The sequence below is a fragment of the Corynebacterium doosanense CAU 212 = DSM 45436 genome (genome assembly GCF_000767055.1).
Taxonomy (GTDB): Bacteria; Actinomycetota; Actinomycetes; order Mycobacteriales; family Mycobacteriaceae; genus Corynebacterium; species Corynebacterium doosanense.
On the sequence record NZ_CP006764.1, the window covers coordinates 2,473,318 to 2,495,644 of the forward strand.

Annotated in this window: 23 protein-coding genes and 1 tRNA gene; 18 read left to right on the top strand and 6 right to left on the bottom strand. The window is 67.6% G+C overall.

Features of this window, described 5'->3' with window-relative positions:
- Positions 1-65 precede the first annotated feature (65 nt).
- The 6 genes from CDOO_RS12095 (at position 66) to CDOO_RS12120 (ending at position 6,699) form a co-directional block, all read left to right on the top strand.
- Positions 66-1,796: an ABC transporter ATP-binding protein gene (locus tag CDOO_RS12095; RefSeq protein ID WP_026159385.1), complete on the top strand. Its 1,731-nt coding sequence runs from the start codon at positions 66-68 to the stop codon at positions 1,794-1,796.
- Positions 1,796-3,763: an ABC transporter ATP-binding protein gene (locus tag CDOO_RS12100; RefSeq protein WP_018022097.1), complete on the top strand. Its 1,968-nt coding sequence runs from the start codon at positions 1,796-1,798 to the stop codon at positions 3,761-3,763. The genes CDOO_RS12095 and CDOO_RS12100 overlap by 1 nt, the downstream gene beginning before the upstream one ends.
- Positions 3,764-3,844: 81 nt before the next feature.
- Complete coding sequence (locus CDOO_RS12105) at positions 3,845-4,261, top strand: helix-turn-helix domain-containing protein (protein WP_018022096.1); 417 nt, start codon at positions 3,845-3,847, stop codon at positions 4,259-4,261.
- Between the two features lie 14 nt (positions 4,262-4,275).
- Positions 4,276-4,848 (top strand): PIN domain-containing protein, encoded by a 573-nt coding sequence (locus CDOO_RS12110; RefSeq protein WP_018022095.1) that lies wholly within the window; start codon positions 4,276-4,278, stop codon positions 4,846-4,848.
- 65 nt (positions 4,849-4,913) lie between these two features.
- Positions 4,914-5,759, top strand: a complete 846-nt coding sequence (locus tag CDOO_RS12115) for an esterase/lipase family protein (RefSeq protein WP_018022094.1) — start codon at positions 4,914-4,916, stop codon at positions 5,757-5,759.
- A 58-nt stretch (positions 5,760-5,817) separates the two neighbouring features.
- Positions 5,818-6,699 (top strand): hypothetical protein, encoded by an 882-nt coding sequence (locus CDOO_RS12120; protein WP_018022093.1) that lies wholly within the window; start codon positions 5,818-5,820, stop codon positions 6,697-6,699.
- On the opposite strand, the gene CDOO_RS12125 is transcribed toward CDOO_RS12120, so the two are convergent.
- Positions 6,696-7,040 (bottom strand): DUF2200 domain-containing protein, encoded by a 345-nt coding sequence (locus CDOO_RS12125; RefSeq protein ID WP_018022092.1) that lies wholly within the window; start codon positions 7,038-7,040, stop codon positions 6,696-6,698. The two genes, CDOO_RS12120 and CDOO_RS12125, sit on opposite strands and share 4 nt — an antisense overlap.
- Before the next feature lie 254 nt (positions 7,041-7,294).
- Between CDOO_RS12125 and CDOO_RS12130 the strand changes: the two genes are divergently transcribed.
- From CDOO_RS12130 to CDOO_RS12145, 4 genes are all read left to right on the top strand, one after another.
- Positions 7,295-7,927, top strand: coding sequence for a DUF1707 SHOCT-like domain-containing protein (locus tag CDOO_RS12130; RefSeq protein ID WP_038573444.1), 633 nt, complete (start codon positions 7,295-7,297; stop codon positions 7,925-7,927).
- 28 nt (positions 7,928-7,955) lie between these two features.
- Positions 7,956-9,239: a pyridoxal phosphate-dependent aminotransferase gene (locus tag CDOO_RS12135; RefSeq protein ID WP_018022090.1), complete on the top strand. Its 1,284-nt coding sequence runs from the start codon at positions 7,956-7,958 to the stop codon at positions 9,237-9,239.
- A gap of 162 nt (positions 9,240-9,401) precedes the next feature.
- On the top strand, positions 9,402-10,943 hold the full coding sequence (locus CDOO_RS12140; RefSeq protein ID WP_018022089.1) for an ABC-ATPase domain-containing protein: 1,542 nt from the start codon (positions 9,402-9,404) through the stop codon (positions 10,941-10,943).
- Positions 10,944-10,953: 10 nt separating this feature from the next.
- Positions 10,954-11,577, top strand: a complete 624-nt coding sequence (locus CDOO_RS12145; RefSeq protein ID WP_018022088.1) for a LysE family translocator — start codon at positions 10,954-10,956, stop codon at positions 11,575-11,577.
- Here CDOO_RS12145 and CDOO_RS12150 read toward each other — a convergent pair.
- Positions 11,574-11,939 carry a hypothetical protein gene (locus CDOO_RS12150; RefSeq protein WP_018022087.1) on the bottom strand — a complete coding sequence of 122 codons (366 nt, stop codon included), beginning with the start codon at positions 11,937-11,939 and terminating at the stop codon, positions 11,574-11,576. The two genes, CDOO_RS12145 and CDOO_RS12150, sit on opposite strands and share 4 nt — an antisense overlap.
- A complete protein-coding gene (gene dcd / locus CDOO_RS12155; protein WP_018022086.1) occupies positions 11,936-12,499 on the bottom strand; it encodes a dCTP deaminase in 564 nt (187 codons plus the stop codon). The genes CDOO_RS12150 and dcd overlap by 4 nt, the downstream gene beginning before the upstream one ends.
- 83 nt (positions 12,500-12,582) lie before the next feature.
- On the opposite strand from dcd, the gene CDOO_RS12160 reads away from it, so the two are divergent.
- From CDOO_RS12160 to larB, 6 genes are all read left to right on the top strand, one after another.
- A tRNA-Gly gene (locus CDOO_RS12160) sits at positions 12,583-12,656 on the top strand.
- Between the two features lie 94 nt (positions 12,657-12,750).
- Entirely contained in the window at positions 12,751-13,323 is a 573-nt protein-coding gene (locus CDOO_RS14420) for a hypothetical protein (RefSeq protein ID WP_245616224.1), read from the top strand.
- 2 nt (positions 13,324-13,325) lie between these two features.
- Complete coding sequence (locus tag CDOO_RS12170) at positions 13,326-14,399, top strand: DNA alkylation repair protein (RefSeq protein WP_018022084.1); 1,074 nt, start codon at positions 13,326-13,328, stop codon at positions 14,397-14,399.
- A gap of 90 nt (positions 14,400-14,489) precedes the next feature.
- Positions 14,490-15,791 (top strand): lactate racemase domain-containing protein, encoded by a 1,302-nt coding sequence (locus CDOO_RS12175; RefSeq protein WP_018022083.1) that lies wholly within the window; start codon positions 14,490-14,492, stop codon positions 15,789-15,791.
- A complete protein-coding gene (gene larE / locus CDOO_RS14035; protein WP_018022082.1) occupies positions 15,788-16,606 on the top strand; it encodes an ATP-dependent sacrificial sulfur transferase LarE in 819 nt (272 codons plus the stop codon). The genes CDOO_RS12175 and larE overlap by 4 nt, the downstream gene beginning before the upstream one ends.
- Positions 16,603-17,262 carry a nickel pincer cofactor biosynthesis protein LarB gene (gene larB / locus CDOO_RS14040; protein ID WP_018022081.1) on the top strand — a complete coding sequence of 220 codons (660 nt, stop codon included), beginning with the start codon at positions 16,603-16,605 and terminating at the stop codon, positions 17,260-17,262. Before larE ends, larB begins: the two co-directional genes overlap by 4 nt.
- 65 nt (positions 17,263-17,327) lie before the next feature.
- Here the strand turns inward: larB and larC are convergent, their stop codons facing one another.
- The 3 genes from larC to CDOO_RS12200 all read right to left on the bottom strand — a co-directional run bounded on the left by larC (position 17,328) and on the right by CDOO_RS12200 (position 21,381).
- On the bottom strand, positions 17,328-18,488 hold the full coding sequence (larC, locus tag CDOO_RS12190; RefSeq protein WP_018022080.1) for a nickel pincer cofactor biosynthesis protein LarC: 1,161 nt from the start codon (positions 18,486-18,488) through the stop codon (positions 17,328-17,330).
- A 1-nt stretch (position 18,489) separates the two neighbouring features.
- Positions 18,490-20,115 (bottom strand): VanW family protein, encoded by a 1,626-nt coding sequence (locus tag CDOO_RS12195; RefSeq protein ID WP_018022079.1) that lies wholly within the window; start codon positions 20,113-20,115, stop codon positions 18,490-18,492.
- A gap of 96 nt (positions 20,116-20,211) precedes the next feature.
- On the bottom strand, positions 20,212-21,381 hold the full coding sequence (locus CDOO_RS12200; protein WP_018022078.1) for a glycoside hydrolase family 3 N-terminal domain-containing protein: 1,170 nt from the start codon (positions 21,379-21,381) through the stop codon (positions 20,212-20,214).
- Positions 21,382-21,517: 136 nt separating this feature from the next.
- Between CDOO_RS12200 and CDOO_RS12205 the strand changes: the two genes are divergently transcribed.
- Together CDOO_RS12205 and CDOO_RS12210 are read left to right on the top strand one after the other, a co-directional pair.
- Positions 21,518-22,051 (top strand): universal stress protein, encoded by a 534-nt coding sequence (locus CDOO_RS12205; RefSeq protein ID WP_020384624.1) that lies wholly within the window; start codon positions 21,518-21,520, stop codon positions 22,049-22,051.
- Positions 22,052-22,081: 30 nt separating this feature from the next.
- Entirely contained in the window at positions 22,082-22,279 is a 198-nt protein-coding gene (locus CDOO_RS12210; RefSeq protein WP_018022076.1) for a DUF2613 domain-containing protein, read from the top strand.
- Positions 22,280-22,327 lie beyond the last annotated feature (48 nt).

Genomic DNA, 22,327 nt, shown 5'->3' on the forward strand with positions numbered 1-22,327 from the left:
TCCACCTCGACTGCTAATGTTGCCCCGTCAACTACCGACGTACCGCACAAGCTCAAGGATGCGACGTGGATCTCCTAAGAATTCTGGGGCGTTTTTCCCGGCCCTATGTCGGTGGCCTCGTGGCCATCGTCATCCTCCAGACCATCACCACGATGGCAACTCTCTACCTGCCCTCCCTCAACGCCCGCATCATCGACGAGGGCGTCTCCCAGGGTGACGTCCCCTTCATCTGGCGCATCGGCGGCATCATGCTGCTGGTCGCGTTTGTCCAGGTCATCTCCGCGGCCATCGCCGTGTGGTACGGCTCCCGCACCGCCATGGGTGTCGGCCGCGACATCCGCGCCACGGTGTTCGGCCGGGTCTCGCGTTACTCCGCCGAGGACATGTCGCACTTCGGTACCGCCACCCTGATCACCCGCGGCACCAACGACGTGCAGCAGGTCCAGATGGTGTACCTCATGGCCCTGAACTTCATGGTCCAGGTGCCCATCATGATGATCGGCGGCGTGGTCATGGCCGTGCGCGAGGACCCGGGCATGTCCTGGCTCGTGCTCGTCTCCGTGCTGGTCCTGATGGTCGTCGTCGGCGGCCTCATCGCCGGGCTCTTCCCGCTGTTCCAGTCCATGCAGACGAAGATCGACCGCATCAACGGCATCCTGCGTGAGCAGATCACCGGCCTGCGGGTCATCCGCGCCTTCACCCGGGAGGCCCACGAGACGGAGCGTTTCGACGACGCCAACCTCGACCTCACCGACCTCAGCCGGAAGATCGGCAACCTCTTTGTGCTGATGTTCCCCGTCATCATGCTGGTGCTCAACGTCGCCACCGGTGCCGTCCTGTGGTTCGGCGGCCAGCGCGTCGGCGACGGCCAGGTCGAGGTCGGCTCGCTGACCGCCTTCCTGCAGTACCTGCTGCAGATCCTCGCCGCCGTGATGATGGGCGCTTTCATGGCCATGATGCTGCCCCGCGCCATGGTCTGCGCCCGCCGCATCACCGAGCTGCTCGCCCACGAGCCCTCGATCCACGAGAGCCTGGAGCCCGAGCGCCCGGCACGCAACGAGGGCCTCGTCGAGTTCGAGGACGTCTCCTTCACCTACCCCGGCGCGGATGCCCCGGTCCTCGGCGGCGTGAGCTTCACCGCCCGCCCCGGCGAGACCACCGCGATCATCGGCGCCACCGGCTCCGGCAAGACGACGCTGCTCAGCCTCGTTCCCCGCCTGTTCACACCCACCAGCGGTCGCGTGCTTCTCGACGGAACAGACATCACCCGCATGTCGCGAAAGGACATCACCGACCGCGTGTCCATGGTCCCGCAGAAGCCCTACCTCTTCTCCGGCACCGTGGCCACGAACCTGCGCATGGCCAACCCAGACGCCACCGACGAGCAGCTGTGGGAGGCCCTGGAGACCACCCAGGCCGGGTTTGTCTCCCGCGACGAGGCGGGGCTGGACATGCCCATCTCCCAGGGCGGCACCAACGTCTCCGGCGGCCAGCGCCAGCGCCTGTGCATCGCCCGCGCCCTGCTGGCGGAGCCCAAGGTCTACCTCTTCGACGACTCCTTCTCGGCGCTGGACATGACCACGGACGCCAACCTGCGCCAGGCGCTCAAGCCGCGCTTCGCCGGAGCCACCGCGATCATCGTCGCCCAGCGAGTCTCGTCCATCATCGACGCCGCCCAGATCCTCGTCATGGAGGCCGGGCAGATCGTCGCCCGCGGCACCCACGACGAGCTGCTGGAGACATCGCCCACCTACCAGGAAATCGTCCACTCCCAGATGGCGGAGGAGCTGAACTAATGGCTACCGAATCAACCAAACCCGCGTCCGAGATGACCGAGGAAGAGATCCTCGAGCTGCAGGAGAAACTCGGCGGCGACGACTGGTCGGGCAGCGCCCCGCGCTCGGCGAAGAACTTCGGCCCCTCGGCCAAGCGGCTGCTGGGCATGCTCAGCCCCTACAAACTGGTCATGGCGTTCATCGTCCTGCTCGTGGTGGCCAGCGTGGCGCTCAACGTCTACGCCCCGCGTGTCCTCGGCCGTGCCATGGACGTCATCTTCAACGGCGCCATCGGCGCGCAGCTGCCGGCCGGCGTGAGCCAGGGCCAGGTCATCGAGGGCCTGCGTGCCCAGGGCGAGGACACCTTCGCCGACATGCTCTCCGGCATGAACGTCACCCCGGGCGTGGGCATCGACTTCGACCGCCTGGGCACGCTGATCCTCGTGGTCATCGGCCTGTACGTCGGCGCGTCCGTGCTCATGTGGCTGCAGGGTTTCATCCTCAACCGCATCGTCATGAACGTGGTCTACCGCCTGCGTGTGGACGTCGAGGCCAAGCTCCACCGCCTGCCGCTGAGTTACTTTGACTCCGGCCAGCGCGGCGACATCCTCTCGCGCACCACCAACGACGTGGACAACGTGCAGCAGGCCCTCCAGCAGGCGCTGGCGCAGGCCCTGCAGGCGATCCTCATGATCATCGGCATCACCGTCATGATGTTCACCGTCTCCTGGCAGCTCGCGCTCGTCGCCCTGCTGTCCATCCCGCTCACGGGCGTGGTCATCGGCGTGATCGGCACCCGCTCCCAGAAGCAGTTCAAGGAGCAGTGGCGTTCCACCGGCATGCTCAACGGACACATCGAGGAGACCTTCTCCGGCCACGAGGTGGTGACCATCTTCGGTCGCACCGACGTCGCTGCCGAGCAGTTCGCCGAGCGCAACGAGACCCTCTTCCGCTCCTCCTCGCTGGCGCAGTTCCTCTCCGGCCTGATGATGCCCATCATGCAGTTCGTCTCCTACCTCTCCTACGTGGCCATCGCCGTCCTCGGCGGCCTCAAGGTCGCCGCGGGCAGCATGACCCTGGGCGACGCCACCGCCTTCATCCAGTACTCGCGCCAGTTCAACCAGCCCCTCGCCGAGCTGGGCGGCATGATGCAGATGGTGCAGTCGGGCGTCGCCTCCGCCGAGCGGGTCTTCGAGTTCCTCGACGCCGACGAGCAGTCCGCCGACACCGGCACCGCCGCCGTCGAGGGCCGCGCCCGTGGCCTGGTGGAGTTCCGCGACGTGGACTTCTCCTACACCGACGAACCCCTCATCGAGGACCTCTCCCTGCGCGTCGAGCCCGGCCAGACCGCCGCCATCGTCGGCCCCACCGGCGCCGGCAAGACGACGCTGGTCAACCTCATCATGCGCTTCTACGAGATCGACGGCGGAAAGATACTTCTCGACGGCGTGGACACCGCCCAGATGACCCGGGAGCAGCTGCGTTCCCAGGTGGGCATGGTCCTGCAGGACGCGGTTCTCTTCGAGGGCACCATCATGGACAACATCCGCTACGGCCGCCTGGACGCCACCGACGAGGAGGTCATCGAGGCCGCCACGGCGACCTACGTCGACCGCTTCGTGCACGCCCTGCCCGAGGGGTACAACACCGTCATCGACCAGAGCGGCGGCTCCCTCTCCGCCGGCGAGCGTCAGCTGATCACCATCGCCCGTGCGTTCCTCTCCCAGCCGGCGCTGCTCATCCTCGACGAGGCCACCTCCAGCGTGGACACCCGCACCGAGCTGCTCGTGCAGAAGGCCATGTCGGCCCTGCGCAGCGAGCGCACCTCGTTTGTCATCGCGCACCGCCTCTCGACGATCCGCGACTCCGACCTCATCCTGGTCATGGAGTCGGGCCGCATCGTCGAGTCCGGCACCCACGACGAGCTGCTGGCCGCCGAGGGCGCCTACTGGCGCCTGCACCAGTCGCAGTTCGCCGAGGAGGAGTAGGGCGCGCGAGGGTTGAAGTTGGTTAACCTACCTGTTAGCGTTTCACTTGCAAGTGAAACGCTAACAGGTTGGAGCACTCCCATGACGCAGTCAGCTGTTGCGGAGTCCATCTTCGTCACCGAACTCGTACATTCCCAGGCCCGCCAGGCCGTTCAGGAGGGGACACCCCTCGGTACATCCCTTCCCCCCGAGCTGCGCAATGTCGTCAGGCAATTTGTTAAAGCCGCCTCCGAGGGAAAAACCGTGACTATCGGTACCCTCCCCCAGGAATTGAGCACTACCGAAGCAGCCCGGCAGCTGGGGATGTCGAGGCCGACTCTGATGAAGCTCGTCCATAATGAAGAAATTCCGGCCCACAAGGTGGGCAGCCACACCCGACTGCATCTGAAAGACGTTCAGGAATTCCAGAAGAATGAACGCCGACGTCAACTCGATGCTTTTGACAAGCTCCGCGAGATTGATGATGAGTTAGAGTCAGAGTCATTCTTTCAGAACTAGCCTCGTGAGGGTTCATGGCCTATCAATCAGTCCTCGTCGATGCGAACATCTGGGTGTCCCGAACCCTCTCCGACTGGATGTTTGCGTTCTATCGGGCGGGAGACACTCCCCTCTTCGATATCCAGTGGACCGAGGACATCCTGACGGAGGCTCGCTACCGCCTCCGGAAGAACAATCCCGCCGCCCCTTCTCGACCCCTAGACTTCCGATTCGACCACATTCGGAATGCACTGAAATACCAACGAATTCAGGGCTACGACATCCTGGATCAGGGGCATCCCGATGAGGGCGACTGGCATGTAGTCAACGCAGCCATCCATGGGAACTCCACCTACCTGGTGACGGACGACAAGACGTTTCTAGGGCTCCCCGATCTGGACGATTTCCCGTTCGAGGTCCACACTGCAGATTCTTTCTTCACGCTGATTGCAGACTCCTCTCCCGAGCGTCTTCGTCAGGCCGTGGAGGATCAGTGGAACTACTACTGCGAAAAACGCCCAGGAAATTTCAACCTGGTCAAGAATCTGAAGAACGCTCAGGCTCCCGAGTTTGCTCTGCGAGTCGGTTACGAGCTCCAGAACCTGTGATACTTAAGTATCCGATCTGACGTTTTGGGGCATCCCCCGCACCAATCAGCGGTACTTTTCGCGTCATGCACCGCAACCTCGCCGCCGCCACCCTCACGGCCACCGCCCTCGTCGCCCTCGCCGCCCCGGCTTCGGCCCAGTCCTCGTCCGCTTCCGCCCCGGTGACCAACGACGCCACCTGCGTCGGCCAGCCCGTGATCTTCCTCCACGGCACCGGTGCCTCGTCGAAGGACTGGAACAACGCGGCCGCCGCGGTGTCCGAGCAGGGCATGTGCCCGTGGACCATCGACTACGGCCGCTCCGGCGCCACCATCATGGCCATCGCCCAGGTCGGCGGCTACGGCGACGTGGACGACTCCGCCCGGGAGATCGAGGCCAAGATCGGCGAGATCATGGCCGTCACCGGGGCGGAGAAGGTCAGCCTCGTCGGACATTCCCAGGGCGGCACCCAGACCAAGAAGTACATCCAGCAGCTGGGCCACGCGTACAACGTCGACCGAGTGGTCACCCTCGGTGCCACCTTCCACGGCACGACACTCAACGGCTCGGCCGAATTCCTCGGCGGGCTGGTCAGGACCTTCCCCCTTCTCTCCGCCTTCTTTGCCTCCACGGGATCGCTGCAACAGCTCGTCGATACGCCGCAGGTCACCGCGCTGGATCAGTTCCCGGACACCGCGCCCGGCATCCTCTACACCGCCGGCTACTCGCCCTCGGATACCACGGCGACACCGAATCAGACCTCGATGCTCGCGGCCGGGCCCGGCGCAGACGTGGTCAACGTCAATGTCGAGACGCAGTGCGCCGACGCCGGACAGATCCCGCACCCGCAGCTCCCGTCGAGCCGGGCCAGCGTGAACCTCATCCTCTGGGGGCTCACGCGCACTGCCGGAGAAACTGCTCCCAGCTGTTGATTCCCCTGCGTGCGGGCCTTAGGATGTGGATACATTCCCCTACCTAAGGACGATCGCCATGAACCGCGCCCGCCGCTGGAGCACCGCCGCACTCATCGCCACCCTCGCCCTGGGCCTGGCCATCACTCCCGCCGAGGCCCTGGTGGGCACGCGCGGCCAGCACCCCGTCACCGGGGACCAGAACGCGCCGAGCTGCTACGCCGAGCTGACCTACCCCAACCTGCCCGTCGTCGTGGCTGGTCAAGAGACCGTGGTCTCCCCCACCGCCTTCACCGCCCCGGACGGCACACCCGTCACGGACCCTGCGGCGGCCGGATACAGCTTCTCGACGACCTGGCGCGACGAGGACGGCTGGGTCGGCGACTTCTATTCCGACACCACCAGCGCCGGGGCCGACGGCTCGCTCATCTTCTCCCCCGCGTTCGACCATGTCCCGGGGATCCACGAGGCCGGAATCGTCATCCACAACCCCTCCCTGGGCACGTCGGAGTACCAGCTCGTGCGTTTCGAATACGTGCGCGAGGGCCTGGGTGACGTCACCAACCCGCGTATGGACGCCGTCTACTACCGCGGGCTGACCGCCAAACCCGGGTACTCCTTCAGCCTGCGCCCCGAGATCTGGAGCCGGGCCACCGGGGATGAGCTCGCCGGCGTTCCGGCCGGGTACACCTTCCGGCTCGGCCAGCCGGATGCGCAGCGCGGCTGGAGCGTGCCCGGTTTTGTGTCGGTGCGTGCCGACGGCACCGTGGTCGCCACCCCCGGCGCCGGAGAATCCTACGCCACCTACCTCGTGCCCGTGATCGCCACCGACGGCGCGGGGCGCGAGACCACCACCGTCGTGGAACTCGAAGTCGGCGAGATCATCCTCAAGGGCCCCTTCGGCAACTACCCCTACGGTGAGTCGAGCGCGGCGTCGCTGTTCTCCGGCTCCTCGCGTTAGCCCCTGAGCACCTTCTCCATCTTCTTGCCCTTGGCCAACTCGTCCACGAGTTTGTCCATCATCCGGATCTGCCGCATCAGCGGGTCCTCCACCTCCTCGACGCGCACGCCGCAGATCACGCCGGTGATCTGGTCGGCGGCGTCGTTGAGCTGTGCCCCGGCGAAGAAGTTGCGGAAGTCGGTCCTGTCCGCGAGAGCTTCGTCGATCTCCGCATCGGTGTAGCCGGTGAGCCAGCGCATGACCTCGCGCAGCTCCTCCTCGGTGCGGCCCTTGCGCGCGAGTTTGGTGACGTAGTGCGGGTACACCTCGGCGACGGGCATGGTGAAGATCTTGTGTTCCATGCCGGCCACTGTATTGGTCGGATGGACAGGCGATGCATAGCAACGGCCAGGCCGGCCCGCGCGTTGGTCTTGAGAACGCCTTCTGAAAGCGCGCGGTCTCAGGAGCCCGCTCTCAAGACCAACGCGGCCTGTTTAGGCCTCACTCCGGTCTTGACAAGACCCCGAGCTCTCAGAAGGCGTGCTCAAGACCAACGTCGAAGATGGGGGCTTTCCCCGATGCACCGCGGCCCGACGGCGACCTAGAATCGGAAATCATGAGCAGTCCCTATGCCTTCCACAACCCGAACGTCCGCCTCAGCGACGAGGAGCGCCACGGCGCCATGAGCTCGTTGGGACGCGCCTTCGCGGAGGGGCGCCTGACCATGGACGAGTACGACTGCCGCTGCAAGGACATCACCGAGGCGCAGTCCCTCGCCGACCTCCAGGTCGTCTTCGCGGATCTCCCGCAGAACCCGCAGTCCACCGCGCTGGATCACCGGCCGGTGTACTCGGTGGCGGAGGTGCAGGCGGCGCGGCGGTCGTCGAGACGCACGCGGGCCGGTGTGATGGGCCTGACGACGGTGGGCACCATAGTCGCCACGCCGATCCTCGTCTCTGCTGTCGGCGGGTTGGGCGGACTGTTGGTCTTTCTCATTCCGACGGTGTTCATCCTGCTCTACGTAATGAAGGTCGGCCCGACGTCCTGGCACCAGCCTTCCCCGCGCCAGATCGAACGCGAGCGCATGCGCGAGATCCAGATCGCCAACGCGCAGCTCAACGCCGAGCGTCGCGCGCAGGAGGAGGCCCGGCAGGCGGAGATCCGGGCCCGGCGCCGGGAGCTGACGGGTGAGCTGACTAACGAGGCCATGGGGTTGGCGAAGAAATCGATAGACCGCTTTAAGAAATAGCCGCCCCCACGTGGCATGCTAGGTAAGCATGAGTGAGCAGGAGAATCCCGGGACGCCCGGCGAGCAGAAGCAGCGGGCAGGCGGGCGTCGAAAAGCGCCGGTCTTCGACCAGTCGAACAAACTGAAGAATGTCTTCTACGACATCCGCGGGCCGCTCGCCGAGGAGGCCGAGAAGATGGAGGCCGACGGCCACCTGATTCTCAAGCTCAACACGGGCAACCCGGCGATCTTCGGCTTCGACGCTCCCGACGTGATCATGCGCGACATGATCGCCAACCTGCCCACGTCCCAGGGCTACTCCACCTCGAAGGGCATCCTCCCCGCACGCCGCGCGGTGGTCACGCGCTACGAGATGATCGAGGACTTCCCCGACTTCGACGTCAGCGACGTCTACCTGGGCAACGGCGTCTCCGAGCTCATCTCCATGACCACGCAGGCGCTGCTCAACGACGGCGACGAGATCCTCATCCCCGCCCCGGACTACCCGCTGTGGACCGCCTCGGCGACGCTGTCCGGCGGCACGCCGGTGCACTACCTCTGCGACGAGGAGGACGGCTGGAACCCGTCCATCGAGGACATCCGCTCGAAGATCACCCCGCGGACCAGGGCCATCGTGGTGATCAACCCCAACAACCCCACCGGTGCCGTGTACAGCCGCGAAACTCTCGAGGGCATCGCCGACGTCGCCCGCGAGCACGGCCTGATGATCCTCGCGGACGAGATCTACGACCGGATTCTCTACGACGGCGCGCAGCACATCTCCATGGCCGAGGTCGCCCCCGACGTGCTGACCCTGACCTTCAACGGCCTGTCCAAGGCCTACCGCGTGGCCGGCTACCGCGCGGGCTGGCTCATCGTCACCGGGCCGAAGCACCAGGCCAAGGGTTTCATCGAGGGCCTGGAGCTGCTCTCCGGCACCCGCCTGTGCTCCAACGTGCCCGGGCAGCACGCCATCCAGGTGGCGCTCGGTGGCCGACAGTCCATCTACGGACTCACCGGCCGAGGCGGGCGACTGCTGGAGCAGCGCAACATCGCCTACGAGGGCCTGTCCGCGATCCCCGGTGTCTCCGTGGTCAAGCCGATGGGCGCGCTCTACGCCTTCCCCAAGTTGGACCCCAACGTCTACGACATCCACGACGACGCCCAGCTCATGCTCGACCTGCTGCGCGCCGAGAAGATCCTCATGGTCCAGGGCACCGGGTTCAACATGCCGGACAAGCAGCACTTCCGTGTGGTCACCCTCCCGTGGGCGTCGCAGCTGGAGAACGCCATCCAGCGGCTGGGCAACTTCCTGGTTTCCTATAAGCAGTAGGTCTTTTCGGAAAAGCAACAGTGAGAAAGGGCCCGGCCTTTTGCAATCAACACGGGCTACTGTGCAAAAGGACGCTTCCTTTCTCACTCCTGGTTTCTCACTCTTCACTAGGTCAGACCGCAGGATTGCCTGATCACCCCGCCAGCCCCCACACTGGAGCGCATGTCACTGCGCAACCGACTGAACTCCCTCGACGGCAAGAGCTACGGCGCCTACAAATCCCTCAAGGGCAGCCACGATCTCGGCCCGCTGACGCTGCACATCGACCGCGTCCAGTCGGACCCCTACGCGCCGCCGTCGCAGATCCGCGTCACCGCGCCCTTCGACCTCCGCACCGCCTCGGACGTCGCGGCGGCGGACGTGCTCACCCGCCGAATAGCATCGCGCCTCCCGCGGGATTTGCTTATCGACGCCCCTGGCCAGCAGATTCTCGAGCGAACCTCGGTCGCTTTCGACCGGGACGAGGTGGAGATCCGCATGGAGGCGGCGCTGCCCGCCCAGGGTCGACGCATCAAGGGCCGCGCGGCCGCGGACCTGCTCACGCAGGCCCTGCCCGACGCCATTGGCCGGGCGCTCGACGTCGACCCCGCCGAACTGCATGATGCGGCCCGCCTGAAGGTGGACCAGCAGTCCCTCCGCGATCAGATCCCCGGTGCCGGCCTGGTGGCGTTTGTCGCCGACGGCTCCATCCTGCCGCGCCGCTCGGGTGACAGCGACGAGCCGCTCCTCGATGCCGTGCGTTTCCAGTCCCCCGACTCCCTGCGCCACACGTTCACGCTGGACAGCGGCCGGGTGGTCACCGGCATGGGCGTGCCCGAGGGCATCACCGTCATCGCCGGTGGTGGTTTCCACGGCAAGTCGACCCTGCTGCGCGCGCTGCAGTTCGGCGTCTACGACCACGTTGCCGGCGACGGTCGCGAGTTCGCCGTCAGCGTGGCCGACGCCGTCTCGCTGCGGGCCGAGGACGGGCGCGCGGTCAACAGCGTGGACATCTCCGCGTTCATCAACGACCTGCCCTCCGGCGCATCGACCACGGCGTTCTCCACCCCCAACGCCTCCGGTTCGACCTCCCAGGCCGCCTGGCTCGTCGAGGCCCTGGAGGCCGACAGCTCCTGCCTGCTCATCGACGAGGACACCTCGGCCACCAACTTCATGATCCGCGACGAGCGCATGCGCCAACTCGTCCCCGACGACCGCGAGCCCATCACCCCGCTGCTGCACCGCATTGCCGGGCTGAAGCAATCGTTGGGAGTGTCCACCGTCGTGGTCACCGGCGGCACCTCGGCGTTTCTCGACGTCGCCGACACCGTCATCCTCATGGACGCCTACCTGCCCGTCGACGCGACCGCCCGCGCCCGCGAGCTTGCCGAGCCCGCTCCCCCGCTGCGCGGCTTCGACCGGCCCGATGCGCGAAAGCTGCGTATCGACGTCGCCGGCCGCAAGCCCCCGCAGGCCAAGGGCCGCCACACCATCCGTATCGGCCATGGCCACCTCGACCTGTCGGCCCTGGATCAGCTGGTCCACGACTCGCAGACCAGGGCGGTGGCGGGGATGCTGCCGTCGATAAGCGATGCATTGGAGCGGGGCGCGACGGTGCCCGAGGCCTGCGCCGACGCGCTGGAGAAGTGGCCGCCCGGTCGCTCCGGGCGCCTGGCCAGGCCGAGGCAGCAGGAACTGGTGTTCGTGGTGAGCCACCTGCGCTAAAGTCGGACCAATGTCCGCCGCTGCCTTCGCGAGTCTCCTCGCCATCTGGATCCCCACCATCATCGCCCCCGGGCCTGACACGGTGCAGATCCTGCGGCTGAGCATGAAGTCCAGGCGCGCCGGCGTGCTGTGCGCGCTGGGCATCTCGACGGCCATCGCGATCTGGATCGCCGCATCGCTGCTGGGACTGTCCGCGCTGGTCAACGCCTATCCCGCCGTATTGCGGGTGCTCCAGATCGTCGGCGGCTGCTACCTCGTCTACATGGGTGTGCAGTCCATCCGCTCGGGCCTCCGGCAGCGCGGCTCCGTGGTGACCCACGCCCCCGGCGTGGACGTCTCCGCAGGGCAGGCGTTTCGCATCGGCCTGTGGACCAACCTGTCCAACCCCAAGGCCGTGCTGTTCTTCGGCGCGATCTTCGCTCAGTTCATCCGCCCCGGCATGGGCGCGGGCTGGGCTTTCGCCATCTTTGCGACGCTCGTTGCCCTCGCCATCGTCGTCTTCACCGCCATGGCCCTCGGGGTCAACGCCGCGAGCCGCTTCCTCGGCCGGGCCGCGCCCTACATCGACATCGTCGCCGGCGTGGTGTTCCTCTGCGTGGCGGTGTGGATGATCTACGAGGGCGTCACCGGCTAGGTGAGCAGCTCGCCGCTCGGCAGCGTCACCTCGCCGGAGCCGGCGACGTAGAGGCCCAGGCCGTTCGCCCGGGCCAGGTCGCGGGAGCGTTCTTCTGCGGCCGCGGAGATGGCGTCGGCGAAGCGGGCGTAGACGCAGCTGGAGCCGATGATGTAACGCGTGGTGCCGGAGGCGCCGTCGATACGCGGCGGGAACTCGGTGCTGAGCTGCGAGAGCCACGGCAGCAGCGGCGCGGAGGTGCCGTCGGTGGAGGTGTAGTCGCGGTCCTCCACCCACTCCGTGGTGAGGTCGTACCAGTGGAGGAAGTCGGCGATGTCGCCGTGCGGAACCAGGGCGGGGTCGAAGACGGTTAGGACGGTCATCGGAAGTTGAGGTACGCCTTGGACGGGGTCGGGCCGCGCTGGCCCTGGTACTTCGAGCCGAGCTTGCCCGTGCCGTAGGGCGTTTCCGCTGGCGAGGACATGCCGAACAACGCCAGCTGACCCACCTTCATCTCCGGCCACAGGGTGATGGGCAGATTGGCCACGTTGGACAGCTCGAGGGTGATGTAACCCGAGAAACCCGGGTCGATGAATCCCGCCGTGGAGTGCGTGAGCAGGCCCAGGCGACCCAGTGAGGACTTGCCCTCCAAGCGGCCCGCGAGATGCGCGGGCAGGGTGAACTTCTCCAGCGTGGAGGCGAGCACGAACTCGCCCGGATGGAGGACGAAGTTGCCGCCCTCTTCGACCTCGACCAGCGTGGTCAGCTCCTCCATCTCGAGCTTCGGGTCGATGTGCGTGTAGCGGGAGTTGTTGAACACCCGGAAGTAGCGGTCCAGGCGGACGTCGACGCTCGACGGCTGGACCAGGTCGGCGTCGAAAGGTTCGATGCCGAGGTCGCCGTCGGAGATGGCTGTGCGGATGTCGCGGTCGGAAAGTAACACGGCAGCCAGCTTACGTCAGGGGGTTTTTCTCGCGGGCTTCAGCGGTGCTAGGGTGTTGTTTGTGCAGGTAATGCTGCGCGAATGCCGGCGTAGTTTAGTGGTAGAACATCAGCTTCCCAAGCTGAGAGTGCGAGTTCGATTCTCGTCGCCGGCTCCACTTCGTGACATTTTTCCTTGTGCGGCCGATACTTCCTGTAGGGAGAGTCGGCCGCACTTTTCTTCTGCGCGGCCGCTCCTTTCCAGGATCCCGCATGACAGGAGAAGACCCCATGAAGATCGTCCCCGTCCTTGCCTCCCTCGCCTGCACCGCCGCCCTCACCGCGTGCTCGGACTCGCAGACCTCCTCCGCGCCGGCTTCCTCCACCGTTGCCACCGCCACTTCTCTGGCCGCCCCGACCGTGACCAGCACGACAGCCGCCCCCAGCACCGTGACGACCACCGCCGCACCGGCCCCCGCGCCCGCGAGCTCTGCCCCGGCCGACACCGCCACGCAGCCTGCATCCGGCAGCCTTCCCGTCGAACCCGTCGGCACCGCGGTGACCATCGCCGGTGAGCCCGCCACGGTGTGCATCATGGGCGACGGGTTCGGCACCAACGTCTGGGCAGCAAACACCGACACCAGCTGCGAATTCGTCAACGCGGTTTACGGCGTGCTTACCGACGGCCTCAACGCCACCGACGACAACCTGCGCGCCCACCTGCCCGGCCAGATCTCCGTCACCAGCCCGGTGACCGAGCAGGATTACCTCCTCAGCTGCACGCAGGTGGATAGCCGCCTCATCCGTTGTGCCGGTGGGCAGAATGCGGCGGTGTATATCTACTGACCATGGCCTTCAAAGACCTCTACGGCGCCGACTGCGCGCGCATCCTCTCCCAGGCTCTCGACCTCGCGGACTTCTCCGCAGACGTCGCCCAGCGCGTGCCCGACCTGGAGATGAAGGACCGCATCTTGTTCATCGCCACCTGTCTGCGCGAGCGACTCCCCGAGGACTACGTCGAGGCCCTCAACGGACTGACCAGCCCCGTCCCCGACGTCGAAGCCTGGGCCCTGGCTCCGGTCGCTCGCTTCATCGAGGAGTTCGGCCTGGATCACCCGGAGGCCTCACTGGCGGCGATCGCACGCCTCACCCCGCACTACACCGGCGAGTTCGCCATCCGGCCCTTCCTGCGCGAGCACCCCGAGCCCACCATGGCCGCGGTCCTCGAGTGGCGTCGCTCCCCCGACGAGCACCTGCGCCGCCTCGCCTCCGAGGGCATCCGCCCGCGCCTGCCGTGGGCCGCGCACTACGCCCCGTTCAAGCACGATCCCGCGCCGCTTATCGACGCCCTTTCCCCACTCATCGCCGACCCCTCCAAATATGTGCGCACGTCGGTGGCCAACAACCTCAACGACGTGTCCAAGGACCATCCCCAGCTGGCGGTGGAGACGGCCCGCGAGTGGCTGGAGCGCAGTCCGGTGCCGGAGACGGAGTGGATCGTGACCAAGGGGCTGCGGACCCTCATCAAACGCGGCGAACCGAACGCGCTGGAGCTGCTCGGTGCGGGCGCTTCCGAGCACGTGGCCATGGGAAATGTCTGTATGACGCCTCGCGATATAACTCTCGGCGAGCACGCGGTCATCGAGGCCGAGGTGCACAACGCCAGCGACATGACGCGCACCGTCATCGTGGATTACCGCATGCACTTTCTGAAGAAGAACGGCGAGCGCCGGCCCACCACGTTCAAGCTCACCAAGGTCACCGTGGCGCCCGGGCAGACCGCGAAAGTGCGCAAACGCCACGTCTTCCGGGAGGTGACCACGCGGGTCTACTACCCCGGGACGCAGGCGGTGTCGCTGACCGCCAACGGCAGCGAGAGCGAAGCCGTGGAGTTTCAGCTGCGGGTCCCGGACGAAAGATAAGCCACGAGAGCGCCCGTCTTTCGCAGGCGGGGGCGCGGCACGAAACAGGCGGCCTTGAAAAGGCCGTCGATAAGCGCGAAACTAGTTGCCATGAGCAAAGAAGATCTGACCCGCCCCGTTCCCGAGGGGCTCGCCGAGCGCGCGGCCATCGTCGGATCTGCCGAGGAAACTCTTACCGACGAGCAGGCGCGCGCGTTCATCGCCGAGCAGCTTGCGGGCCATGACTTCGACGGCAAAACCGCGTGCATCGTCATCCCGGACGGCACCCGTTCCGGCCCGCACGCGCTGATGATCCAGGCGGCGTACGACGCGATCGCCGAGCGGGCTGGGGAGATCACCATCCTCATCGCGCTGGGCACACACGCGGATATGTCGACGGAGGCGATCGAGAGACTCGTCGGGGGCCCGGCCGAGAGGTTCCCCAGGGCGCGGATCGTCAACCACGACTGGAAGAACCCGGCGGCGATCACCACCCTGGGCACCGTGCCGGCGGAGGAGATCAGCCGGCTCACGCAGGGGTTGCTCTCGGATCGGGCGATGGACGTGCAGATCAACTCGCTGGTCGCCGACGCGGACGTCAACCTCGTCATCGGGCCCGTGTTCCCGCACGAGGTCGTCGGTTTCTCGGGCGGCAACAAGTATTTCTTCCCGGGCTGCTCGGTGCACGACGTCATCGACATCTCCCACTGGGTCGGCGCGCTGATCACGGCCTCGCGCATCATCGGCACGTCCGGGATCACGCCGGTGCGTCAGCTCATCGACACCGCCTCCGAGATGATCGCGGGCGAGAAGCTGGCCATTACCTACGTGGCCACCGGCGATCGGGGCCTGCATTCCGTGGCGTTCGGCGACACGCAGTCAGCGTGGGCGGCGAACGCGCGGGTGGCTGCGCGGACGCATATAAAGTACGTCGAGAAGCCCTACCGGCGCATCGTGTCCAAGGTCCCGGAGATGTACGAGGACCTCTGGACCGGCGCGAAGGGCGTGTACAAGATGGAGCCGGTGTGCGCGGATGGAGGCGAGATCATCGTCTACGCGCCGCACATCACGGAGATCTCCGAGATGCACCCCGGGATCGCGGAGATCGGCTATCACTGCATCGACTACTTCACCAAGCAGTGGGAGCGCTTCAAGTACCACCCCTGGGGCGAGATCGCGCACTCCACGCACGTGCGGGGCCTGGGCACCTACGACCCGGCGACGGACACGGAGGAGCTGCGCATCAACATCACGCTGGCCACTCGCGTGCCGCGCGAGGTCTGCGAGGCCTACAACCTGGGCTACACCGACCCCGATTCGCTCGACTTTGCCGCGCTGTCGCAGGACCCGGACACCCTCGTGGTCGAGCACGCCGGCGAGATCCTCCATCGCCTCGAGTCCGAGCGCCCGTGACGCCCGAAGAGCTTATCGACGCCGTCTCCCACCACCTCCCGGCCTCCGGCCGCCTCGCCGTCGCCTACTCCGGCGGGGTCGACTCCGCCACGCTGTTGGCCATTGCCGTGCGTGTTCTCGGGCCTTCGCGCGTGGTCGGGGTCATGGCCGTGTCCGCGTCCCTGGCCGCGCGGGAGCGCGCCGCCGCCTTGTCGGTCGCGCGTGGTCTGGGCGTTTCCGTGGTGGAGCTGGAGACCGACGAGCAGTCCATTCCCGGCTACCGGGCCAACGACGTCGACCGCTGCTACTACTGCAAGGACGAGATGTTCACGGTCATCGACTCCTCCGACCTCGGTGTGGACGCGGTGGCCTACGGGGAGAACGCCGACGATGCGTTGCGGGTCGACCGCCCCGGCGCGGTCGCCGCCACCGAGCACTCCGTGCTGCGCCCGCTCGCCTCCGCCGGGCTGACAAAGGACCAGGTCCGCGAGGTCGCGCGATTCCTGGAGTTGCCCGTGGCGGACAAACCCGCCTCACCGTGTCTCGCCTCGCGCATCCCGCACGGCCAGGAGGTCACCCCGGAGAAACTCGCGCAGATCGAGGCCCTGGAGCTGGCCCTCTACGAGCTCGGCTTCTCCGACTCCCGGGTGCGCCACCACGGATCCATCGCCCGCCTCGAACTCCCGCGCGCCGAGATGCCGCTGGCACTCGAACACGCCGACGAGATCCAGGCCGCCGCCCTGCGCGCGGGCTTCACCTACGCGGCCATCGACCTCAAGGGCATACAGTCGGGCGCCATGACTCTGTCGATCCTCAACGCCCGCGGCTCCCTGTGAGCGAGAACGTCGGCGACTTCGCCCGCCTGGACACCGACCGGGCCCAGCGCCGCGGCTACCCCGAGGCCGTCTTCTGCGAGGGCAAGACCCCGGATCAGGTCGCGGCGATCGCTCAGCGTTTCGCGGAGACCGGGGACGCGACGCTGTTCACCCGGGCGTCCGCTTCGCATGCCGCGGCCGTGCTTTCCGTGCTTCCCTCCGCTTTTCATGACCCCCTCGCCCGGGTACTGGCCTACCCCGCCGAACCGCCTGCGCCCGCCGGCAAGTCCGTGCTGGTGGTCTGTGCCGGCACCTCCGACCTGCCCGTCGCCCGCGAGGCGCTGCACACCGCGCGCCACCTGGGCCGCGATACCTCGCTCATCGCCGACGTCGGGGTCGCCGGGCTGCAGAGAATTCTCGACGTCCAGGACCAGCTCCGCGCCGCCGGGGTCATCATCGTCGCCGCCGGCATGGACGGCGCACTCCCCGGCGTGGTGGCCGGCCTGGTGTCCGCGCCCGTCGTCGCCGTGCCCACCTCCGTCGGCTACGGGGCGGGCGCGGGTGGGATCGCTCCCCTGCTGACCATGCTCAACGCCTGCGCTCCCGGGGTCGGCGTCGTGAACATCGACAACGGCTACGGGGCCGGGCACCTGGCGGCGCAGATCGCTGCGCCGTAGGGGCGGCTGGCGTCGGTCGGATGGACGCCGTCGGATTCAGCAGTGAATCCGACCAACAGGGCCCTCTATCGGTCTGCATCCGACCGCGTCCATCCGACCAGCGCGCGCCGCAGCACCTCGGCCTCGGACACTCCGAGCGCCAACGCCGCCGCGCGCACGTCCTCGAACTCGGGCTGCGCGGTCATCACCTCGCCGTCGCGGGAGCCGATCTTCACGCGCACCGCGCACCCGTCCACGTCCACGGACTCCCACCTCCGCTCGAGCGTTTCCCGGGATACCTCGAAGTGCCGCACGCCGAAGGTGGTCGTGTGCCCGAAAAGTACGGTCTTCACCGCGTCCAGTCCCGGCTTCTCGACGAGCGCGTGCACCGTCATCGCGGGCCGGCCTTTCTTCATGTGGATCGGCGTGAGCCAGGCGTCAACGGCTCCGGCGTCGAGAAGCGTCGACAGCACGCCCGGCCAGAGGCGGGGGTCGAGGTCGTCGATGTTGGCCTCGGCCTGCACCAACGTCTCAGCCGAGGAAGCGTCAGAGAACAGCATGGCGCGCACGACGTTGGGTCTGCCCGGGGTGTCCTTCGTGCCGGCACCGACGCCGACGCCGGCCAGGACGCCGGCGGGCAGCGGGCCCGGAGAGGCGAAGTGGCGCAGCAGGGCCATGCCGGTCGGCGTGGCCAGCTCGCCCTCGCCGCCGGCGAGCACGGGCCAGCCCGCGGCAAGCTCGGCAACCGCGGGGGCGGGCACGGGAATGTCTCCGTGCGCGGCAGCGATGCGGCCGGACCCCAGGGCAACGGGGGAGGCGGACACCGAGGTCACGCCCAGCGACCGCAGGGCCTCGCACACCCCGACGACGTCGGCGATGGAGTCGAGTGCGCCGACCTCGTGAAAGTGGATCGTCTCAGGGTCGACGCCGTGTACCGTGCCCTCGGCGTCAGCCAGCCGGGAAAACACCGAGAGGGCCGCCGCGCGGGTATCGGGGTGCAGGCGGGCGTCGATAAGCAGCTGACGAATGGTGGACCAGGTGCGATGCGGGGGGTCGTCGACAAGCACCTCAACGGAGAGCTTCGAAGCACGCTGGCCCTGGCGCGACGTCTCAGAAACAGAGAGCGAGACGGAGCCGGGGATGACCGCGTCGACGGCCGGCTGGGGAAGGTCGGCGCCGAGGTCGAGAAGCGCGCCGAGGAGCATGTCCCCCGCGATGCCGGCGCTGGCGTCGATCCACAGATGCATGTCAGGAGCAGCGCACGATGGGCTGCGGGTCGTAGGTCCAGGTCTGGGTCTGGCGGTCGATGACATTGCCGCTGAGATCCGTGATCGTGCGGGTGTCCGAGGTGGTGAAACCCGGAATGCCCGAGGACGCGATGCAGTTGTCGCCGGAGAGGTTCTGCACCTGCGGCTCCGTGGTGGCCCAGCGGCCACCGTTGGAGGACTCGACGTTGACCTCCTTGACACCGAGGATCTTCACGGTGACGTCCCCGCCGCCGACGCTGGTCTCGATCCGGATGGGGTGGCTGTTGGTGTTGCGGAACACCAGGTCGATGCCGCCGTCCCAGATCGTCGCCTCGCGGCCCGCCGGGTAGCGGGAGATGTAGTAGCTGTGCGGCGTATGGGCAATGTCCTCGAGGCCGGCGAAGTAGCTGGCGTTGTACAGCGTGGTGGTGAACTGGGAGACGCCGCCGCCGACACCCTGCGCCGAGCGGCCGTTCTCGATGATGCCGCTGGCGATGTAACCCTGCGCGAGGCCGCGCGGGCCGGTGTAGCCGTTGAGCGAGAACGTCTCACCCGGGTTGACGATCGCCCCGTTGACCTGTGCGGCGATGGTGGCGATGTTGTGGCCGGAGTTCTCGGAGTAGCCGCTGGTGGTGAACTCGCCGATGACCTGGTCGAACGTGGCCGAGCGGGCCTCGTCGGTGGTGAACTCCGCCGGGTCCGGCTTGTAGGTGGCGTCCCACTCGCGCGGCTGCTCGCCGAGCACGCGGGCCGGGAAGTCCGCCATGGTGGCCTCCCAGTCGACGAGCGTGCCGTCGACGTGCGGGGTCACGGAGCCGTCCTGGTTGAGGCGGGCGTTCTCCGCCTCCGTCTCCGAGGCGGAGAGCTGCTCGCCGAGGATCGCGCCGGCGATCTCGGTGTTGACCTCGGGCACGATGCGGCCCTCGACGTTGGCGAAGGTGACGAACTCCCCGATCCGCTCCGGCTCGATCACCGCACGCACATCGTTGGACCCCTTGGCCGTGAGTGGGCCGGCGATCGCCGCGGCGACGGGGCCGTCGACGGCGGACTTGATCACGTCATCGTTGATCACCGGTTCGACCGGCTGCGGCTCCACCTCGATGCCCTCGGGGTTGAGCCAGTGCTCGCTGACCTCGGCGCTCAGCACCTGCGGGTCGACCTGCTGGCCGAGCACGGGGTCCACCGTCTCCACCTTGCCAGCGGCGATGGACACCGAGCCGTCGACGGGTTCGGTCCGCAGCTCGGAGGCGACCCGGTCGATCTGCGGGTTCAGCGCGGCCGCGTCCACCTGAGAGACCACTGCCACCTCGTGGGTGCCGAAGAGCCCGCGCAGGCGGGTGAGGGGGTTGGCCGACTCCTCGCCGGCCTGGTCCACGGTGGCGGCCCAGTCAATGGCCAGGCCGGATTCCGCGGGGACGAGCTGGCTGGTGCGCTCGCCGGCGGTGACGGTGACGGGCTGCGTCGCGGCGTCACCGAGCTGGGACTGCAGGGTCCGCTCGGCCTCGTCGTGGGTCATGCCGCCGATGTCGACGCCGCCCACGCTCGTGCCCCGGGGGACGTTGTCCTTGGTGGACAGGTAGTCCCAGGCGTAGAGGGCGCCGAGGATGACAATGAGGCCGACGATCACCCCGAGGGTGATCGTCGCGGCCCGGTTGGTTCTGCCTGCTTGACTCACACGCCCTAGGTTAACGTCTCACGGCGCAGGTGAGAGAACCGAGGCAGCTTAATAGCCTGCATAGACGAGCTGGAGTTGCACGTTGAACGCGGCCGCGTCGAGACGCTCGACCGGCAGCCGGCCCTCCCGGACCGCGAGCTCCACGGCGTCGATCGCCTCGACCAGCCCCACGCCCGAGGACCATAACGCCTGGTCAGCACCTGCGGAGAGCGCGGCGGCCACGGCCCCGGGCAGGGAGATCCGGTCGGTGATCGCCTTCATTCCCGACAGATCGTCGGTGTAGATGAGGCCGGTGAGCGACGCTCCGCCGGGGTACGAACCCGTGCGCAGCAGGTCGTAGGCCGCGGGATTGAGGGTGGAGGGCGTCTGGCCGTCGCCAAGCCCGGGAACGATCATGTGGCCCATCATCACCGCGGCGGGTGTCTCCGCCAGCGCCCGCGCGAAGGGCGGCAGGTCGTGGGTGATGACGTTGTCCAGCGGCGGGGTCACGGCGGCCCCGAGGTGCGTGTCGCCGGAGGCCTGTCCGTGGCCGGGGAAATGTTTGTACACGGGGGCGACGCCGGCGTCGCGAAGCCCGCGGGCAAACGCCGCGCCATACACGCCGGCCTGCGTGGGATCGGCACTGAAGGCGCGGTCGCCGACGACCTCGAGCCCGGCGGAGTCGATGTCCAGCACGGGCGCGAAATTCACGTTGATGCCATGCGCGCGCAGGCTCTGCCCGATGGCCAGGGCGGTCGCGGTCACTCCCGCCGGGTCCATCGTCCGGGCCATCTCGCGTGGCGACGGATAACTGCCCAGCACCTGCGCATGGCGCTGCACGCGTCCGCCCTCGAAGTCGATGGAGACCCCGAACGCACGCCCGGTGATCGCCCGGAGATCGTGGATGTTGCGCCACGGCTCAGTCAGAATCGCGGGATCTGCCCAGCTGGTGATGAAGATACCGCCGACGCCGGCGTTGAGCTTGGCCAGCGCGTCATCGAAGTTGACCACGCCGACGTGCAGCAGCGAGGCGATCTTTCCGCGCAGGTCCTGAGGGACCCGGGAGGCGGCAACGGTCTCCGGCGGCAGGGGCGGCCTGGCCGCGGCGGAGGGGACGGGCGTGGGTGTCGGCTGCGGGTTCGGGGTGGGCGTCGGCGGGGTCTGCTCGCGGGCGCAGGCAGCCAGCCCGGCGGCGACCGACGTCGCTGCCGCGGCAAGTACCGCGCGTCTGCTGACCATCCCGCCCCCTCATTCGTCGTGCCCCCGTGGCGATCACCGAGCCCGGGCGTGAATTCTAGCGAGAGTAATCGACGCTTACACTCGAAAGGGAATCTCCGCCCTCTACACCCGACCCAGGAGTAGTGCTCCCCGAGTCTTGTCTACCCAACCGACCTCCATGCTCATCGCCTACGACGGCTCCCGACGCGCCCGCCACGCCCTCGTCCGGGCCGCGGAGCTGCTGCGCCCCGACACCGTCGAACTCATCACCGCGTGGGAGCCGGTCACCCGCCAGACCGCCCGGGCGCTGGGCCGCACCGGGATGCCGCAGACCACCGTGGAGATCGACCCGGAGGGCGAGGGCACCGACGCAGCGCAGGCGCACGCCCTGAGCATCCTCGAAGACGGCGTGGAACTCGCCCACGAGCTGGGCCTGAAGTCCCGCGCGCACCTGGTGGAGACCTCCGGCACGACTTCCCAGGCCATCGTCGACGCCGCTAAGGAGCTCAAGGTGGATGTCATCGTCGTGGGCACCCGCGGGTTGTCCGGGGTGCGCAGCTGGTTCAACAGCTCCACGGCGGAGCAGATCCTGCAGAACGCCGGCCTGCCCGTGTTCATCGTGCCGCCGACGGGTTCGGACGGGCCGGAGTCGGAGGACTACTCCTCCGAAACGCCGCTCAGCGCGTTTTAGCAGCGCCTTGGCCTGGTAGGCTCCCGAAACATGGCGCTCGAATCTGATTCCCTCAACCGTCGCACCCTCGGCCCCGTCGTGGCCAGTGCCGTCGTCGGCGTCGCCCTCGGTGTCGTCGGTGTGGTGGGACTGGCCCTGTTCTCCGGTCAGAACACCGTGCCCCAGGGCAACGCGGTTCCCGCCGAACAGGCCGTCATGGGTAGCCCCGAGTACGGCACCCGCCAATAACTGCCCGGCATCGCGCCGTCTCCGGCGCCCGCGCGCACCTGCTCGGCT

Coding starts and splice junctions, on each gene's coding strand:
- CDOO_RS12145 (WP_018022088.1), top strand. CDS start 10,954: ATGTCCGCCGCTGCCTTCGCGAGTCTCCTCGCCATCTGGATCCCCACC.
- CDOO_RS12130 (WP_038573444.1), top strand. CDS start 7,295: ATGAGCAGTCCCTATGCCTTCCACAACCCGAACGTCCGCCTCAGCGAC.
- CDOO_RS12120 (WP_018022093.1), top strand. CDS start 5,818: ATGAACCGCGCCCGCCGCTGGAGCACCGCCGCACTCATCGCCACCCTC.
- CDOO_RS12210 (WP_018022076.1), top strand. CDS start 22,082: ATGGCGCTCGAATCTGATTCCCTCAACCGTCGCACCCTCGGCCCCGTC.
- CDOO_RS12105 (WP_018022096.1), top strand. CDS start 3,845: ATGACGCAGTCAGCTGTTGCGGAGTCCATCTTCGTCACCGAACTCGTA.
- CDOO_RS12110 (WP_018022095.1), top strand. CDS start 4,276: ATGGCCTATCAATCAGTCCTCGTCGATGCGAACATCTGGGTGTCCCGA.
- CDOO_RS14420 (WP_245616224.1), top strand. CDS start 12,751: ATGACAGGAGAAGACCCCATGAAGATCGTCCCCGTCCTTGCCTCCCTC.
- CDOO_RS12175 (WP_018022083.1), top strand. CDS start 14,490: ATGAGCAAAGAAGATCTGACCCGCCCCGTTCCCGAGGGGCTCGCCGAG.
- CDOO_RS12200 (WP_018022078.1), bottom strand. CDS start 21,381: ATGGTCAGCAGACGCGCGGTACTTGCCGCGGCAGCGACGTCGGTCGCC.
- larC (WP_018022080.1), bottom strand. CDS start 18,488: ATGCATCTGTGGATCGACGCCAGCGCCGGCATCGCGGGGGACATGCTC.
- CDOO_RS12125 (WP_018022092.1), bottom strand. CDS start 7,040: ATGGAACACAAGATCTTCACCATGCCCGTCGCCGAGGTGTACCCGCAC.
- CDOO_RS12150 (WP_018022087.1), bottom strand. CDS start 11,939: ATGACCGTCCTAACCGTCTTCGACCCCGCCCTGGTTCCGCACGGCGAC.
- CDOO_RS12135 (WP_018022090.1), top strand. CDS start 7,956: ATGAGTGAGCAGGAGAATCCCGGGACGCCCGGCGAGCAGAAGCAGCGG.
- CDOO_RS12170 (WP_018022084.1), top strand. CDS start 13,326: ATGGCCTTCAAAGACCTCTACGGCGCCGACTGCGCGCGCATCCTCTCC.
- CDOO_RS12115 (WP_018022094.1), top strand. CDS start 4,914: ATGCACCGCAACCTCGCCGCCGCCACCCTCACGGCCACCGCCCTCGTC.
- CDOO_RS12140 (WP_018022089.1), top strand. CDS start 9,402: ATGTCACTGCGCAACCGACTGAACTCCCTCGACGGCAAGAGCTACGGC.
- CDOO_RS12100 (WP_018022097.1), top strand. CDS start 1,796: ATGGCTACCGAATCAACCAAACCCGCGTCCGAGATGACCGAGGAAGAG.